This is a genomic window from Pseudomonas sp. 300, assembly GCF_055803035.1.
On sequence record NZ_JAVLRV010000001.1, the window covers coordinates 1288394 to 1305055 of the forward strand.

Genomic DNA, 16662 nt, shown 5'->3' on the forward strand with positions numbered 1-16662 from the left:
ATGCCTTAAGAGCACAAGCCTGGATATTCCAGGCTTCGTGCTATCAAAAGCTTCAAAGTTTTGGCATGGCTGTCTTTTTTCACTGGATACCTGATATTCGATGCGCAGTCCCAATTGGTTGTTCCTCGTCTTGCTCTTGTTGCTGGCTGGCCTGCAATACCGCCTGTGGGTGGGTAATGGCAGTCTGGCGCAAGTGGCCGAGCTGACTCAGCAGATCGCGGATCAACACGCTGAGAACGAAGGACTGCTTGAGCGCAATCGGGTGATGGACGCTGAAGTCAGTGAGTTGAAAAAGGGCATGGAGACCGTTGAAGAGCGGGCTCGCCATGAATTGGGCATGGTCAAGGACGGTGAAACCCTTTACCAGTTGGCTCAATGAATTCCCCGTTACCGGCCTTCTGGGCCGTGATTCCTGCCGCGGGCGTCGGTGCCCGTATGGCCGCGGACCGTCCCAAGCAATACTTGCAACTGGGCGGGCGCACTATTCTCGAACACAGCCTTGGCTGTTTCCTTGATCATCCTGGCCTGAAGGGCTTGGTGGTCAGTCTTGCTGTTGATGATCCTTACTGGCCGAATCTGGCGTGCGCTGGCGATTCGCGTATTCAACGCGTTGACGGCGGCGTCGAGCGTTCCGGGTCGGTGCTCAATGCTTTGTTGCATTTGCATGCGTTGGGTGCGGACGATGAGGATTGGGTGTTGGTCCACGATGCTGCACGGCCGAATCTGAGCCGAGAGGATCTGGACAAGTTGCTGGGCGAGTTGGCGGATGATCCTGTCGGCGGGCTGCTGGCAGTTCCTGCTCGCGATACGCTTAAACGAGTCGACAAGCACGGTCGCGTGATCGAAACCGTGGATCGCAGTGTGATCTGGCAGGCCTATACGCCGCAGATGTTTCGCCTTGGTGCGCTGCATCGGGCCTTGGCCGATAGCCTGGTGGCTGACGCGGTCATCACCGATGAGGCTTCGGCCATGGAGTGGGCAGGGCTGGCGCCACGCCTGATTGAGGGGCGCGCGGACAACCTGAAAGTCACTCGGCCCGAAGACCTCGAATGGTTGCGCCAGCGTTGGGCTAACCGCCGCTGAGTGATGTGGTGGTCTGCCGCATCGCCATCGCCAGCAGGCTGGCTCCCACCCTTGATCTGCGTTGAACAAAAATTCTGCATCCGCTAAAGATTCCCTGTGGGAGCTCGCCTGCTAGCGATGGTGGCTTCGCAGTCGACGCAAAACTCAAGTCCGGTACTCCGGCCGTTCGGCCAAACCTTCCTTCAGATAATCCACCAACTTGCGCACCTTCGGCGACAGGTGTCGTTGTTGTGGATAAAGCGCCCACACGGCCGTATTCGGCGGTTGGTGAGCATCCAGCAGCGAAATCAGTTCGCCGCTTTTCAGGTATTCCAGCACGTAGTAATCCGGCAGCTGGCACAGCCCGACGCCTTGTAACGCCGCATCCAGCACCGCTTGCCCACTGTTGCACCGCCAGTTTCCCTGCACTCGCTGGGAAAATTCCCGCCCGTTCTGTTCAAGTTGCCAGAGATCCGAGCTGCCGATGAGGCAGTTGTGGCGGCTCAGTTCCGACAAGCTGTGTGGGCGACCATACCGTTCGAGGTAGGACGGCGATGCGCACAGATACATGCGTCGCGGTGCCAGTCGCGTTGCCACCAGTCGCGAGTCCTGAAGGCGGCCGAGGCGGATCGCCAGGTCCAGACCTTCATGCACCAGGTCAAGTTGACGGTTGCTCAGCTCGATATCGATTCGAAGTTGCGGATAGAGCCCCATGAAGCGCGTCACCAGCGGCACGATGAAGCGTTCGCCGTAGGCCACCGCGCAGGTCATGCGCAACATGCCTTTGGGCTCGCTGGTCAGGTCGCCGACTGCTCTGAGCGCTTCTTCACGACCGTCCTGCAACCGCTGGCAATGCTGCAAAAATGTTTGCCCGGCTTCGGTCAGCGTAACTCGACGGGTGCTGCGATAAAGCAGCCGCGTCTGAAGGCGCTCTTCCAGGCGTACTATTTGGCGACTGATGTGGGAGGAAGAAACCCCGAGACGTTCCGCCGCCGCCGTAAATTGGCTGCACTCGGCCACGGCGACGAATTCGTCGATACCTTCCCAGCGGTTCTCGGACATCGATGATTATCCCTGTATGGCAATAATGTTTTGCTTTTGTCCTGATTATTCATCGTTAAGCGGTGTATTACACTTGCTGTCTCGTTTTTATTCACTGGAGAATCCACATGATCAAGTCGCGCGCCGCCGTTGCCTTCGAGGCCAAGAAACCCCTCGAGATCGTTGAAGTCGATGTCGCCATGCCGAAGGCCGGTGAAGTTTTGCTGCGTGTGGTTGCCTCCGGTGTCTGCCATACCGATGCATACACACTGTCGGGCGCTGATCCGGAAGGTATCTTCCCCTCGATCCTCGGCCACGAAGGCGGCGCGGTGGTTGAAGCCATCGGTGAGGGCGTGACCTCCGTGGCGGTCGGCGATCACGTCATCCCGCTGTACACCCCGGAATGCCGTCAGTGCAAATTCTGTCTGTCGGGCAAGACCAACCTGTGTCAGGCGATTCGTGCGACCCAGGGCAAAGGCCTGATGCCAGATGGCACTACGCGTTTTTCCTACAAGGGTCAGCCAATTTTCCATTACATGGGTACCTCGACGTTCTCCGAGTACACCGTGTTGCCGGAAATCTCCGTGGCCAAGATTCCTAAAGAAGCACCACTGGAAAAAGTCTGCCTGCTGGGCTGCGGCGTCACCACCGGCATCGGTGCGGTGCTCAATACCGCCAAGGTAAAACCGGGCGACACCGTGGCGATTTTTGGTCTTGGGGGTATCGGTCTGTCGGCGGTCATCGGTGCTGTAAAAGCCAAGGCTGCACGGATCATCGCCATCGACATCAACCCGGCCAAATTCGAGATTGCCAAGCAGTTGGGCGCAACTGATTGCGTGAACCCGAAAGATTTCGACCGTCCAATCCAGGAAGTCATCGTCGACATGACCGATGGCGGCGTCGACTTTTCCTTCGAGTGCATCGGCAATGTTCAACTGATGCGTGCCGCTCTGGAGTGCTGCCACAAGGGCTGGGGCGAATCGGTGATCATTGGCGTGGCCGGTGCCGGTCAGGAGATTTCCACCCGTCCGTTCCAGCTGGTCACCGGTCGCGTCTGGCGCGGTTCGGCGTTCGGTGGCGTTCGTGGTCGTACCGCGGTGCCGAGCTATGTCGAAATGGCCGAGACCGGTGAGATCCCGCTGGATACTTTCATCACTCACACCATGGGTCTGGAAGATATCAACAAGGCGTTTGACCTGATGCACGAAGGCAAAAGCATCCGCAGCGTTATCCATTTCTGAGGTCGATCATGAGCCTGGAAAATATCTCCTGCCAGAAAAGCTTCGGCGGCTGGCACAAACGCTACCGGCACCGCTCTGACGTGCTGGGCTGCGACATGGTGTTTGCCGTGTACCTGCCGCCGCAAGCGGAGCAGGGCGGCAAGCTGCCGGTGCTGTACTGGTTGTCCGGCCTGACCTGTACCGACGAGAACTTCATGCAAAAGGCTGGCGCCATGCGCATGGCCGCGGAACTCGGGCTGATCATCGTTGCACCGGACACCAGCCCGCGTGGTCCCGATGTGCCGGGTGATCCGGATGGCGCCTGGGACTTCGGTCTCGGCGCCGGGTTTTATCTGAATGCCACGCAGGAACCGTGGTCGCGGCACTATCGGATGCATGACTATGTCGTGCAGGAATTACCGGCATTGGTCGAAGCCCATTTCCCGGCATCGGACAAACGCGGCATCAGCGGTCATTCCATGGGCGGTCACGGTGCGCTGGTGTGTGCGTTGCGCAATCCGGGGCGATATCAATCGGTGTCGGCGTTCTCGCCGATCAACAATCCGATGGATTGCCCATGGGGTCAGAAAGCCTTCTCTCGCTACCTGGGTGAAGACCGGTCGAAATGGCGCGAATGGGACGCTTGCGCCCTGATCGCCGAGGCCAGTGAACAGTTGCCGTTACTGGTCGATCAAGGTGATCGCGATGATTTCCTGGCCACCCAACTCAAGCCGGAAGCCTTGCAACAGGCGGCCAAACTGGCCGGTCATCCGCTGACGTTGCGCCTGCAGCCCGGCTACGATCACAGCTATTTCTTCATCGCCAGTTTCATCGACGATCACTTGCAGCATCACGGGCGCGCTCTGGGCGCCTAATGCAGGTAGAATCACGCCCTGATAAAATTCGGGGCGTTTTTTTATGCGTATTGGCCACGGCTATGATGTGCACCGTTTCGCTGAAGGCGATTTCATTACTCTGGGCGGCGTGCGCATTGCACACGGCTTCGGGCTGCTCGCTCATTCCGACGGTGACGTCCTGCTGCACGCCTTGAGCGATGCCTTGCTCGGCGCCGCCGCGCTGGGTGATATCGGCAAACATTTCCCAGACACCGACCCGACCTTCAAGGGCGCCGACAGCCGTGTGCTGTTGCGTCACGTCGTCGCACTCGTCCACGCCAAAGGCTGGAAAGTCGGCAACGTCGATAACACCATCGTCGCCCAGGCGCCGAAAATGGCCCCGCATATCGAATCGATGCGCGCGCTGATTGCCGCGGATCTTCAAGTTGAGTTGGATCAAGTGAACGTGAAAGCTACCACCACCGAAAAGCTTGGCTTTGTCGGTCGCGAAGAAGGTATCGCCGTGCATTCCGTTGCCTTGTTGCTGCGCGCATGAACGAACTGCAATTGCTTGGCCCGCGGGCCTATGGTGAAGCCCTCGGCACCGCTGTACTGAAAGCCACGGCGGAAGATTTTCAGGTCGATGAAGTGCTCAATATCCCACTCAGCGGCGATGGCGAGCACCTGTGGATCTGGGTGGAAAAGCGCGGACTGAATACCGAAGAAGCGGCGCGGCGAATTGCCAAGGCCGCGGGCGTGCCATTGCGCACCGTCAGTTATGCCGGCCTCAAGGACCGTCAGGCGCTGACGCGCCAGTGGTTCAGTGTGCAACTGCCGGGCAAGGCCGACCCTGATTTGTCGGCGGCGGAAAACGATACGCTGAAAATCCTCAAGACCGGTCGACACAAACGCAAGCTTCAACGCGGCGCCCACTCGGCCAACGGTTTCACCTTGCGCCTGACTCAGTTCGCCGGTGACAAGGCCGCAATCGAAGAGCGTCTGCAGTTGATCGCCAAGCAAGGTATCCCGAATTATTTCGGCACCCAGCGTTTCGGCTTTGACGGTGGCAACGTGGTCGATGCCCGCGGCTGGGCCGCGCGCAAGGCCTTGCCGGAGCAGCGCAACGTGCGGTCGCGTCTGCTTTCCACCGCCCGCAGTTTTCTGTTCAACCAGGTGCTGGCGGCGCGTGTCGCTGATGGCACCTGGCAGCAAGCTCAGGTTGGCGATCTGCTGGCGTTCACCGACAGCCGAAGCTTCTTTCCGGCCGGTGAGGCCGAGTGCAGCGACCCGCGTCTGGCGATTCTCGACCTGCACCCGACCGGCCCGCAGTGGGGCGAAGGTGACTCGCCGGCGACGGGCGCTGTCCATGAACTGGAGCAGGCAATCGCCGCCCGCGAAGCAGACCTTCGCGATTGGTTGATTAATGCCGGAATGAGCCACGAACGTCGCATCCTGCGACTGCCCATTGGTGGGTTGACGTGGCATTATCCCGAGCCTGACATTCTGCAACTGGAATTCGTCCTGCCGGCCGGATGCTTTGCCACTGTATTGGTGCGCGAGCTCGTTGATCTGGTGCCGGTGGGGCAGACGGACAGCCCATGCGTATTCTGATTTCTAACGACGATGGGGTAGCCGCACCCGGTCTCGCCGCGCTTTATGCTGCGCTGGCGGATTACACCGAATGCGTGGTTATCGCCCCGGACCAGGACAAAAGCGGCGCCAGCAGCTCGCTGACGCTCGACCGTCCGTTGCACCCGCAGACCTTGGCCAACGGTTTTATCAGCCTCAATGGCACACCGACCGATTGCGTGCACCTGGGCCTCAACGGCTTGCTGGAACGCGAACCTGACATGGTGGTTTCCGGCATCAACCTAGGCGCTAACCTGGGGGACGATGTGTTGTATTCCGGCACCGTGGCAGCAGCCCTCGAAGGGCGTTTTCTGGCGCTTCCTTCGTTCGCCTTTTCGTTCGTCTCACGGCAAATCGAGAACCTTCCCACAGCCGCTTACTATGCGCGCAAACTGGTGGAAGCCCACGCCGATCTTGACCTGCCCCCGCGCACGGTACTGAACGTGAACATTCCCAATTTGCCGCTGGACCACATCCGCGGAATCCAGCTGACTCGCCTCGGTCATCGCGCTCGCGCGGCGGCACCGATGAAAGTGGTCGACCCGCGTGGCAAGTCCGGTTACTGGATCGCTGCCGCCGGGGACGCCGAAGACGGCGGCCCGGGCACCGATTTCCATGCGGTGATGCAAGGCTATGTCTCCATCACGCCACTGCAACTGGATCGCACCTTCAATGATGCCTTCCGAAGCCTCGATGGCTGGCTGGAGGGATTGCGCTGATGGCTCGTGAACAAGACCCGATGCATCGCGGTATCGGGATGACCTCCCAACGCACCCGCGAGCGTCTGATTCAGCGGCTGTATGAGGAGGGCATTTCCAACGCCAAGGTGCTGGAAGTGATCCGCCGTACGCCGCGTCACCTGTTCGTCGACGAGGCGCTGGCGCACCGTGCCTACGAAGACACGGCGTTGCCGATTGGCAACAACCAGACGATCTCCCAGCCTTACATGGTCGCTCGCATGAGCGAGCTGTTGCTGGAAGCGGGTCCGCTGGACAAGGTCATGGAAATCGGCACGGGTTCGGGCTATCAGACCGCGATCCTGTCGCAGTTGGTGGAACGAGTGTTTTCGGTCGAGCGCATCAAGGTTCTGCAGGACCGGGCCAAGGAACGCCTGGTTGATCTGAACTTGCGCAATGTGGTCTTCCGCTGGGGCGATGGCTGGGAAGGCTGGCCTGCGCTGGCGCCGTACAACGGCATTATCGTGACGGCGGTGGCGACCGATGTGCCTCAGGCCTTGCTTGATCAGTTGGCACCCGGAGGGCGACTGGTCATACCGGTCGGCTCGGGTGAGGTGCAACAATTGATGTTGATCATCCGCGAAGAGCACGGGTTTTCCAGGCGTGTTCTGGGGGCAGTACGTTTCGTTCCATTGCTCAACGGCCCCTTGGCCTGAGCATTTGTCTGGGCGCGGTGAATTCCTTTCGATTGCCCCTGTCTTACAGCGGCGTCGATCGGTTAAACGGGATTCATCATCAGGTAGCAAACGTGTGCTTCACCTCATTAAAGGTAAAGCCTGCACAGACCGTTATACTTGCGACACTTCATGCCGGGAGCACGGCAATTCAACATTTCAGCCACCACAAAGGGAGCGGCGGGTGAGTCTCACAGTCATTGCGCAGCGAATGGGTATAACGAGCTTTCAGCGCCTGGTGACTGGCCTTGTCTTGAGTACCTTGCTGGTCGGTTGTTCCAGCAACAAATCGAGCGACGTACGCGTCGTCGATCGCAACAATGCCGTGGCCCAGCGTCCGGCAGTAACCACTGGCCAGTATGTGGTTCGACCTAAAGACACCCTGTTTTCCATCGCCTTTCGCTACGGTTGGGACTACAAAGCCCTCGCCGCACGCAACAACATTCCTACGCCTTACACGATACATCCGGGTCAGACGATTCGCTTTGACGGTCGCACCGGTTCAACGTCGACGGCGGTGGTCAGCCCGGCCGATTCAACGCCTTCATCGTCGAGTAAAACCACGGTAATCCGGCGCCAGCCAAATGGCGCAACTACGACGACAACGGTGGTTGCACCGTCCGTCGCCAACAAGCCAGCACCCGCTCCAATGCCTCCCGCAGGCCCGGCCCCGACCGGCTGGGGATGGCCTTCTAATGGCATTCTCATTGGAAAATTCTCTTCAAACGGTAGTTTGAATAAAGGAATTGATATCGCCGGGGATTTGGGACAGCCTGTTTTAGCTGCGTCTGATGGGACGGTGGTATACGCCGGGAGTGGCTTAAGGGGCTACGGCGAATTAGTCATCATCAAACACAGCGATACCTACGTCAGTGCCTACGGTCACAACCGCAGGCTGTTGGTTCGGGAGGGGCAGCAGGTCAAGGTCGGACAGACAATTGCCGAAATGGGGTCAACGGGTACAGACCGGGTGAAACTGCATTTTGAGATTCGCCGACAAGGTAAGCCTGTAGATCCGCTGCAATTCCTGCCACGTCGTTGATTTGTTGTCAGCCTGTTCCGTCGCGTAGAGGGAACAGGCTCCAGCGTTGCCAAGGATAAAGGCGCCGCTCGAGCTTGAGGTCGAACTCACCAAAGGACTATAACAATGGCTCTCAGTAAAGAAGTGCCGGAGTTTGACATCGACGATGAGGTTCTCCTGATGGAGACCGGCATCGGTACGGATTCGATGTCGAATGATGAAGGGGCTGCTCCACCTTCCGTTCGTGCCAAATCCAAACACTCCGCCTCGTTAAAGCAACACAAGTACATCGATTACACGCGTGCGCTCGATGCCACGCAGCTATACCTCAATGAAATCGGCTTTTCCCCTCTGCTGTCCCCCGAAGAAGAAGTTCACTTTGCACGCTTGTCGCAAAGTGGCGATCCGGCCGGGCGCAAACGCATGATTGAAAGCAACCTGCGGCTGGTGGTGAAAATCGCCCGGCGCTACGTCAATCGCGGCTTGTCGTTGCTGGACCTGATCGAAGAGGGCAACCTCGGACTGATTCGGGCGGTAGAAAAGTTCGACCCCGAACGTGGCTTCCGCTTCTCGACCTATGCAACCTGGTGGATTCGTCAGACCATCGAGCGCGCAATCATGAATCAGACCCGGACCATCCGGTTGCCGATCCATGTGGTCAAAGAGCTTAACGTGTACCTGCGGGCTGCACGGGAGCTAACGCAAAAACTCGATCATGAACCCTCACCCGAAGAGATCGCCAACCTGCTGGAAAAACCGGTGGGAGAGGTCAAGCGCATGCTCGGCCTGAACGAGCGGGTTTCTTCGGTCGACGTCTCGCTGGGTCCGGATTCGGATAAAACCCTGCTGGACACCCTTACCGACGACCGTCCGACCGATCCGTGCGAACTGCTGCAGGATGACGATCTGTCTCAGAGCATTGATCAATGGCTTTCGGAATTGACCGACAAGCAGCGCGAAGTGGTCATACGCCGCTTTGGCTTGCGCGGGCACGAGAGCAGCACGCTGGAAGATGTAGGCCTGGAAATTGGCTTGACCCGGGAACGTGTCAGACAGATTCAGGTTGAAGGCCTGAAGCGTCTTCGGGAGATTCTGGAGAAGAATGGCCTGTCGAGTGAGTCGCTGTTTCAATAAGCAAATCGCTTGAGCAGCAAGCAAAAAGCCCCGACTGGTTCGGGGTTTTTTGTTATCCAGAAACCCTCTGCAGGAGCCGGCATGCTGGCGATGAACGATTACGCGGTTTGCCAGGTTAACCGCGGTGTTTGCATCACCTGCAAGCTGACTCCTACAGGGGGGGATCTCAAGTTTGTAGTTTCGCGTTGTAAGCCTTTGCTTACTTTTTCGTAAGTGTTCGTTATTTTTACACCTTGGCAGACGACTATTGTTCGTCCGAATTTTTTTTATCTAACTGATATTTATAGATATTTATAAAGATTAAACACATGTGACAGCCGGTTTTGGCTTGGGAAGGTAATTGCACCTGCCCGGGAACGCTCTAGTATTCAGGTTGTGTCGACGGACAGACACGCCCTTCAAGGATGAGGGGAAAGGACATTGCAGGACGCGATTCATCAGGACGATGAAAAGGAACACAGGGAATAGGGAAAAATGTGGGCGGGTCAAACCGCCCCTTTTTTTTGCCTGCAGAAAAGCAAAAAGGCCCGCAAGGGGCCTTTTCGGAAACGCGGGGTCAATCAGCGTTCGAGGTCTTTGATCTTGCCTTTGACGCCATCCCACTCTTCGGCATCGGGCATCGATTCTTTCTTCTCGGTGATGTTCGGCCAGATTTCGGCCAACTCAACGTTCAGCTGAATGAATTCCTGCATCTCTTCCGGGACTTCATCTTCGGAGAAGATGGCCACGGCAGGGCATTCTGGTTCGCACAATGCGCAGTCGATGCACTCATCCGGGTGAATCACCAGGAAATTCGGGCCTTCGTAAAAGCAGTCCACCGGACAGACTTCTACGCAGTCGGTGTACTTGCACTTGATGCAGTTGTCGGTGACGACGAAGGTCATTTCTAATTTTCTCCTCAGGCGGCGGCAGCGGAGCCCCTTCACGTTGGGGTCGCCAGGTTTGGGAGCGATAGTCTGCAGACCAGGCTATTAGCCTGCAGCATCCCAAACCGCGCGAGATTCTAACAGCTTGCACGCAAGTGCGTTAGATCCGTGTCTTTAGTGTATAGAGCATTTCGAGCGCGCGACGCGGCGTCAGGTCATCCAGATCCAGTTTGGCCAGTTCATCGAGCACCGGATGCGGCAGGCTGGCGAACATGTCGCTTTGCTGCGGCGCGGCCGGTTTGCCCTTGGCGGGCTTCGGAGCTTCATGCGGCAGCGCAGTGGCTTCCAGTCGACCCAGGTGCTCGCGAGCGCGCACGATCACTTCGCTCGGCACACCGGCCAGCTGCGCAACGGCCAGGCCATAGCTCTGGCTGGCAGGCCCTGGCAGCACGTGGTGCAGGAACACGATGCGCTCGTTGTGCTCAGTGGCGTTGAGGTGCACGTTGGCCACCAGCGGTTGCGCTTCCGGCAATACGGTCAGCTCAAAGTAGTGGGTGGCGAACAGCGTGTAAGCCCGCAGCTGCGCCAGGCGTTCAGCCGCAGCCCAGGCCAGGGACAAGCCGTCGAAGGTGCTGGTGCCGCGACCGACCTCGTCCATCAGCACCAGGCTGCGCTCGGTGGCGTTGTGCAGAATGTTGGCGGTTTCGCTCATTTCGACCATAAAGGTCGAACGTCCACCGGCCAGGTCATCGCTGGAACCGATCCGGGTGAAGATCCGGTCCACCAGCGACAATTCGCAACTCGCCGCCGGCACGAAGCTGCCGATATGCGCCAGCAACACGATCAGCGCGGTCTGACGCATGTAGGTGGATTTACCGCCCATGTTCGGGCCGGTGATCACCAGCATGCGCGTATTGTCATCGAGGCTCAGGTCGTTGGCCACGAACGGCGTGGTCAGCACTTGCTCGACCACCGGGTGACGACCCTGGCTGATGCGCATGCACGGCTCGTCGACGAAACGCGGGCAGTTCAGGTCGAGGTTCAGCGCGCGTTCGGCGAGGTTGCTCAGCACGTCCAGTTCGGCCAGGGCGGCGGCGGTGTCTTGCAGCGGCGGCAATTGGCTGATCAGGTCTTCGAGCAGCGCTTCGTAAAGCATCTTCTCGCGGGCGAGGGCGCGGCTCTTGGCTGACAGCGCTTTGTCCTCGAAAGCCTTCAGTTCCGGCGTGATAAAACGCTCGGCGCCTTTCAGCGTCTGGCGCCGGATATAGTCGGCCGGCGCCGACTCGGCTTGCTTGCTCGGCAACTCGATAAAGTAACCGTGAATGCGGTTGTAGCCGACTTTCAGGTGCGACAGGCCGGTGCGGGCCTTCTCGCGTGCTTCCAGATCGATCAGGAACTGCCCGGCGTTTTCACTGAGTGATTGCAGGTCATCGAGTTCGCTGTCGTAACCGGTTTTCAACACGCCGCCATCACGGATCACCGCGGGTGGGTTGTCGATGATGGCTTTTTCCAGCAGGGCCGCCAGTTCCGGGTAGGTGCTGGTGGTTTTCGCCAGTTGAATAATGTGCGGCGCTTCCAGCTCGACCATCGCCACTTGAAGCTCGGGCAATGCACCGAGGGCATCGCGCAGGCGCGCCAGGTCGCGAGGACGCGCATTACGCAAACCGATCCGCGCGAGAATCCGCTCGATGTCACCGATTTCCTTGAGCTGCGGCTGCAGCTTTTCGAAACGGTAACCGTCGAGCAGGCAGGTGATCGAGGTCTGGCGCGCCAGCAACACAGGCAAATCCCGCAACGGGCGATTCAGCCAACGGGTCAGCAGGCGGCTGCCCATGGCGGTCTGGCAGCGATCAACCACCGATTGCAGCGTGTTATCGCGACCGCCGGCCAGGTTGGTGTCCAGTTCCAGGTTGCGACGGCTTGCACCATCCAGCACCACGGTGTCGTCCAGGCGTTCATGACGCAGGCTGCGCAAGTGGGGCAGGGCGGTGCGCTGGGTTTCCTTGGCGTAGCTGAGCAGGCAACCGGCAGCGCCGATGGCCAGGGTCAGGTTCTCGCAACCGAAACCTTTGAGGTCCTGGGTCGAGAATTGCTGGCAGAGACTTTTCAACGCCGAGTCGCGCTCGAAATCCCACGGCGCACGGCGACGAACCCCACGACGTTTCTCTGCCGGCAAGTCTTTCGGCCAGTCATCCGGGATCATCAGCTCCACCGGATTGACCCGCTCCAGTTCCGCCAGCAGGTTTTCCCAACCCTTGATTTCCAGTACGGTGAAGTTACCGCTGGTGATGTCCAGCACCGCCAGACCGAACAGGCGCTCGTCACCCAGCACCGCCGCGATAAGGTTATCCCGACGCTCATCCAGCAGCGCTTCATCACTGACCGTGCCCGGCGTGATAATTCGCACCACTTGCCGATCCACCGGGCCTTTGCTGGTCGCCGGATCGCCGACCTGTTCACAGATCACCACCGACTCGCCGAGCTTCACCAGTTTCGCCAGGTAACCTTCCGCGGCGTGGTAAGGAATCCCACACATCGGAATCGCCTGGCCGGCCGACTGCCCACGGGCGGTCAGGGTGATGTCCAGCAACTTGGCGGCCTTCTTCGCGTCTTCATAGAAGATCTCGTAGAAGTCACCCATGCGGTAGAACATCAGCTGGTCGGGGTGCTGGTTCTTGAGGCGCCAGTACTGCTGCATCATTGGCGTGTGCGAGGACAGATCGGTGAGTGCTTTATTCATCGGATATCAGGCAAATTCGTTGAAAGGTGTAGGGCAAAGGAGGGACATCGGCCCGGCTTTTCCGCGATGGGCGCAAGGTTAACATGGGCGGTCCACCCGACGCAGGCATGAAAGCCGCGGGATACATGTCTGCTGTCTATACACGATTTATGCGCTTTTTATGCAATTCTGCATTTGCCTCCGAAAAAAAGATCAAGCACTATGCGCGTTATGCAAAAACGCAATGTTTCTTCCGTCTTAAGAGCGCTGCTCGATCAGCACGGGATCTCCCCCACGGAGCTTCACCGTCGCACCGGCGTGCCTCAATCCACCCTCTCGCGCATCCTCAGCGGGAAGATTGTCGATCCTTCGGATAAGCACATCTCGAAGATCGCCGAGTACTTCGCCGTGAGCACCGATCAGTTGCGCGGCCGCGCGGATGTCGCGCCTGTCGCCCATCCCGAACGCGATGAATTGCATTCCGAACTCAAGGACATAAGCCTGTGGGACGACGATACGCCCGTCGATGACGACGAGGTATCGGTCCCCTTTCTTCGCGAGGTTGAATTGGCTGCTGGATCAGGAAGATTCGTCATCGAAGAGAGCGAGCGCTCTAGCCTGCGCTTTGGCAAGCGCAGCTTGCGCCACAACGGTGTGCAGTTCGATCAGGCCAAATGCGTGACGGTACGCGGCAACAGCATGTTGCCAGTACTGCGCGACGGCGCCACCGTGGGCGTCAATGCCGGCAAATGCGGGATCGGCGATATCGTCGATGGCGACCTGTATGCCATCAACCACAACGGCCAGTTGCGGGTTAAACAACTTTATCGCCTGCCGACGGGGATTCGCCTGCGCAGCTTCAATCGCGATGAGCATCCGGACGAGGACTACACCTTCCAGGAAATCCAGGAAGAACAAATCGTCATCCTCGGTCACGTTTTCTGGTGGGGCATGTACGCCCGCTAACCTCACCGCTGTCAGATAAAACCCGCCACTGCGCGGGTTTTTTTTCGCCTGCTGAAAACCACCAACGGCTTTGCCTGTGGGGCTTTCATGCGTCAGTGCATTATAAATGCATAAATAAATGCATTTGTGCATTGACTGTGTATGCATCCATGCATATTCTTTGTCTCAAGCCGCTCAACAAAGCAGCTCGAAACGAAGTTCTTTAGTTCCACCACAAAGGCAGCGATGAACCGGCCTCAACGGTTCAGAGGGTTGGCAACTGACCCGGGTGTGCAGCGTAAAGCACCACAAGCAGTTATCCGGCGGGCAGGGACCGCGGTCGGAAAAACAATCTGAATGGACCCGTACCGCGCCAGTAGCGCCGAAAGGTCAACGCGAAGGACCGCATTACTGAAAAGCCTGGGTGACCGGGCTTTTTGGAATGCCTGCCTCACGTCAGGTATCTCAACCCCCAATTGGGGACCTACTGCACAACAACCGTTGCGCGATGAATACACTTCACTCAATAGGTAAAACCATGAACGGACTCAAGAAAATCATTGCCCCGCTGATGTTGGCTCTGGCCCTTGTTGGCACTGCTGGCAGTGCCACGGCGGCGAACCTGCTGGTCAACGGCAGTTTTGAACAACCGGGTTGCAGCGACAGTTGCATTCTGGACACGACAGCGAAAGCCAACTTCATCACGGGCTGGACGACCTTTCTGTCGGGAGTCGAATACTTCAACGTGCGCGCCTCGGTCCCTGGCTCCGCCGCAGTGGACGGCGCGGTGATTGTTGATCTGGCTAACTATGTTTATGGCAACGGCGGTGGCATTCAGCAGAACTTCGCAACCGTCGTAGGGGCCAAGTATCGATTGACCTTCAGCATGGGCAACTCGCTGTACGCCAGTCGCTCCGGTGACGGTGTAGTTCAGGTGAAAGTCGCCGGTCAGACCGCCACCTTCAATACGCCAAAGGCCAAGGGCAGTGTTGTCGAGTGGAGCACCGTGACTTATGACTTCACCGCGACTACGTCCCAGACAACGCTGGCCTTTTCCAATGAGCAGAACCCGTACGTCAACTTCGCTTTCATCGACAACGTGATCGTTGAAAAGCTGTAGTTCTTCGTCGATCAAAACCAGGCGGCTCATTTCCGAGAGGCGCATCTCATCGATCCCCAGGAGGCGTGACATGACAAACGAGCAACAAGCGTTGCTGGACATGCCGATCTGGCTGGTCATCGTGCTCGCCTTGATGGGCGGGGTGTCTGGCGAAATGTGGCGCGCCGACAAGGAGGGCGCTCGCGGCTGGTCATTGCTGCGGCGTCTGGCTTTGCGTTCCGGGGCCTGCATGATCTGCGGGGTCTCGGCCATCATGCTGTTGTACGCCGCCGGCCTGTCGATCTGGGCGGCTGGCGCGTTCGGTTGCCTCACGGCGATGGCCGGCGCCGACGTCGCCATCGGCCTTTACGAACGCTGGGCAGCCAAGCGGATCGGCGTGTGTGATGTGCCGCCACGCGATTCCCGCCCGGATCAATAAATCCAGTCCCCTTGCCGTTCTGGCAACCCCCGGTCCGCTGCATGCACCCACGCAGCCGGACGCATCGAAAATTTGAACTGGAAGCCCCTTATGTCCCCCGACATTGATAAGCCGTCACGTCTGTTTTTTGCCATTGCCGACGCGCTGCGTGCAGTTGGCCCGGGTTTGAAGGTCGGAGGTCGTCAGGACTTCGACGGCACGTTCGATCAGGCGTGGGTCCTGATCGCCTTCGAACGCAATGCCCCCGGCGACCGCGCCCATGACGGGCGCATCGCCCATGTTCTGACGGTCTCGCTGCAAATCATTGTGCCGCCGACATTGGCTAACCCTGGATTGGCCGCTGGCGATCTGGCGAGCGTACTCAAGGGATTGGTTACGGATAACCGCTGGGGCCTGCCGGGTAGTCAATGCGACCTGCCCATGAACATCGATGCCTTGCCCTCGACGTTCATCAGCGGTTCGCAGGAGTACCTCGCCTGGACCCTTTCCTTCATCCAGACGATTTACCTCGGCGCATTGTTGCTGGACGACCCGCTGGGCATCCCGAAATTCGCCAAAACCTGGGAAGTCTCGAACATCGACGACCCGGACCAATACACCGCACTTGAGGATTGAGCCATGTTTGATGCGCTTTTACGTCAGCAGCTCGGCCCGATCATTGAGCGTCTGGCCGAGATGGAGGCCGAACTTGAAGACGTGCACCGGCGAACCGACAGCCTGTGTCGTATTGGCGTGTGCAAGGAAGTCGACGCGGCCAGCAACACCTGCCGGGTCAGTCACGGTGAATTGCTGACCCCGGCCATTCGTTTTTTCAACCCCAGCGCCGGGGCGCAAAGCGAGTCGCGGATCCCCTCGGTGGGCGAGCAATGCCTGCTGCTGAACCATGGCGGCGGTGAGGGCGGTGCGCAATCCGTGGCGTTGTTCGGGCTTAACGGCAATCGGTTTCCCCCCGCCTCGACACAGGCTTCGCTGACGCGTCGCCTCTATCTGGACGGTACGGAAAGCGCTTACGACGACGCCCTTCATGCCTTGCGCTGGAAGAACGGCCCGGCGGCGTTCAATGGCTCTCGCGAAGCGCTCGAGTTGAATCTCGGCCCGGCGAGACTTGCGATCACGCCTGAGGTCATCGAACTGCAACTGGGCGCGGTCGGCTTGCGACTCGACGCTTCCGGTGTGCACCTGAGCGGCCCGGTGGTGGATCACCAGGGACGCGTCATCAGTACCGCATAAAGAGTTTCCC

18 protein-coding genes are annotated in these 16662 nt (G+C 58.8%); 15 read left to right on the top strand and 3 right to left on the bottom strand.

What is annotated here, in order from left to right:
• Window positions 1-100 precede the first annotated feature (100 nt).
• The gene (gene ftsB / locus Q7W83_RS05880) at window positions 101-379 is read left to right on the top strand and encodes a cell division protein FtsB (RefSeq protein WP_008028992.1); all 279 of its coding nucleotides are present in this window, start codon (window positions 101-103) and stop codon (window positions 377-379) included.
• Entirely contained in the window at window positions 376-1083 is a 708-nt protein-coding gene (gene ispD / locus Q7W83_RS05885; RefSeq protein ID WP_150638887.1) for a 2-C-methyl-D-erythritol 4-phosphate cytidylyltransferase, read from the top strand. Before ftsB ends, ispD begins: the two co-directional genes overlap by 4 nt.
• Before the next feature lie 144 nt (window positions 1084-1227).
• Here the strand turns inward: ispD and Q7W83_RS05890 are convergent, their stop codons facing one another.
• On the bottom strand, window positions 1228-2124 hold the full coding sequence (locus Q7W83_RS05890) for a LysR family transcriptional regulator (protein WP_150630798.1): 897 nt from the start codon (window positions 2122-2124) through the stop codon (window positions 1228-1230).
• Between the two features lie 107 nt (window positions 2125-2231).
• On the opposite strand from Q7W83_RS05890, the gene Q7W83_RS05895 reads away from it, so the two are divergent.
• The 8 genes from Q7W83_RS05895 to rpoS all read left to right on the top strand — a co-directional run bounded on the left by Q7W83_RS05895 (window position 2232) and on the right by rpoS (window position 9354).
• Window positions 2232-3344 (top strand): S-(hydroxymethyl)glutathione dehydrogenase/class III alcohol dehydrogenase, encoded by a 1113-nt coding sequence (locus tag Q7W83_RS05895; RefSeq protein ID WP_473655780.1) that lies wholly within the window; start codon window positions 2232-2234, stop codon window positions 3342-3344.
• An 8-nt stretch (window positions 3345-3352) separates the two neighbouring features.
• Entirely contained in the window at window positions 3353-4198 is an 846-nt protein-coding gene (gene fghA, locus Q7W83_RS05900) for an S-formylglutathione hydrolase (RefSeq protein WP_473655781.1), read from the top strand.
• A gap of 43 nt (window positions 4199-4241) precedes the next feature.
• Window positions 4242-4715 (top strand): 2-C-methyl-D-erythritol 2,4-cyclodiphosphate synthase, encoded by a 474-nt coding sequence (ispF, locus tag Q7W83_RS05905; protein WP_008029005.1) that lies wholly within the window; start codon window positions 4242-4244, stop codon window positions 4713-4715.
• Window positions 4712-5770 carry a tRNA pseudouridine(13) synthase TruD gene (gene truD, locus Q7W83_RS05910; protein WP_150653695.1) on the top strand — a complete coding sequence of 353 codons (1059 nt, stop codon included), beginning with the start codon at window positions 4712-4714 and terminating at the stop codon, window positions 5768-5770. Before ispF ends, truD begins: the two co-directional genes overlap by 4 nt.
• Window positions 5758-6507: a 5'/3'-nucleotidase SurE gene (gene surE, locus Q7W83_RS05915; RefSeq protein WP_150630793.1), complete on the top strand. Its 750-nt coding sequence runs from the start codon at window positions 5758-5760 to the stop codon at window positions 6505-6507. Before truD ends, surE begins: the two co-directional genes overlap by 13 nt.
• A gap of 38 nt (window positions 6508-6545) precedes the next feature.
• Window positions 6546-7181, top strand: a complete 636-nt coding sequence (locus Q7W83_RS05920; RefSeq protein WP_174602683.1) for a protein-L-isoaspartate(D-aspartate) O-methyltransferase — start codon at window positions 6546-6548, stop codon at window positions 7179-7181.
• Window positions 7182-7383: 202 nt separating this feature from the next.
• Window positions 7384-8241 (top strand): peptidoglycan DD-metalloendopeptidase family protein, encoded by an 858-nt coding sequence (locus Q7W83_RS05925; protein ID WP_150630792.1) that lies wholly within the window; start codon window positions 7384-7386, stop codon window positions 8239-8241.
• A 105-nt stretch (window positions 8242-8346) separates the two neighbouring features.
• Window positions 8347-9354: an RNA polymerase sigma factor RpoS gene (rpoS, locus tag Q7W83_RS05930; RefSeq protein WP_008154012.1), complete on the top strand. Its 1008-nt coding sequence runs from the start codon at window positions 8347-8349 to the stop codon at window positions 9352-9354.
• Window positions 9355-9914: 560 nt separating this feature from the next.
• Here rpoS and fdxA read toward each other — a convergent pair.
• Together fdxA and mutS are read right to left on the bottom strand one after the other, a co-directional pair.
• The gene (fdxA, locus tag Q7W83_RS05935) at window positions 9915-10238 is read right to left on the bottom strand and encodes a ferredoxin FdxA (RefSeq protein WP_054047139.1); all 324 of its coding nucleotides are present in this window, start codon (window positions 10236-10238) and stop codon (window positions 9915-9917) included.
• 142 nt (window positions 10239-10380) lie between these two features.
• Window positions 10381-12960 carry a DNA mismatch repair protein MutS gene (gene mutS / locus Q7W83_RS05940; RefSeq protein ID WP_150630790.1) on the bottom strand — a complete coding sequence of 860 codons (2580 nt, stop codon included), beginning with the start codon at window positions 12958-12960 and terminating at the stop codon, window positions 10381-10383.
• Between the two features lie 210 nt (window positions 12961-13170).
• Here mutS and Q7W83_RS05945 point away from each other — a divergent pair, with 210 nt between their 5' ends.
• The 5 genes from Q7W83_RS05945 to Q7W83_RS05965 all read left to right on the top strand — a co-directional run bounded on the left by Q7W83_RS05945 (window position 13171) and on the right by Q7W83_RS05965 (window position 16652).
• Window positions 13171-13905 (top strand): XRE family transcriptional regulator, encoded by a 735-nt coding sequence (locus Q7W83_RS05945; protein ID WP_150638883.1) that lies wholly within the window; start codon window positions 13171-13173, stop codon window positions 13903-13905.
• A gap of 517 nt (window positions 13906-14422) precedes the next feature.
• Entirely contained in the window at window positions 14423-15004 is a 582-nt protein-coding gene (locus Q7W83_RS05950; protein WP_150638881.1) for a DUF642 domain-containing protein, read from the top strand.
• Window positions 15005-15074: 70 nt separating this feature from the next.
• Window positions 15075-15422 (top strand): phage holin family protein, encoded by a 348-nt coding sequence (locus Q7W83_RS05955; RefSeq protein WP_150630788.1) that lies wholly within the window; start codon window positions 15075-15077, stop codon window positions 15420-15422.
• Window positions 15423-15512: 90 nt separating this feature from the next.
• Entirely contained in the window at window positions 15513-16037 is a 525-nt protein-coding gene (locus Q7W83_RS05960) for a hypothetical protein (protein ID WP_150630787.1), read from the top strand.
• Between the two features lie 3 nt (window positions 16038-16040).
• A complete protein-coding gene (locus Q7W83_RS05965) occupies window positions 16041-16652 on the top strand; it encodes a phage baseplate assembly protein V (protein ID WP_150638879.1) in 612 nt (203 codons plus the stop codon).
• Window positions 16653-16662: the final 10 nt, after the last annotated feature.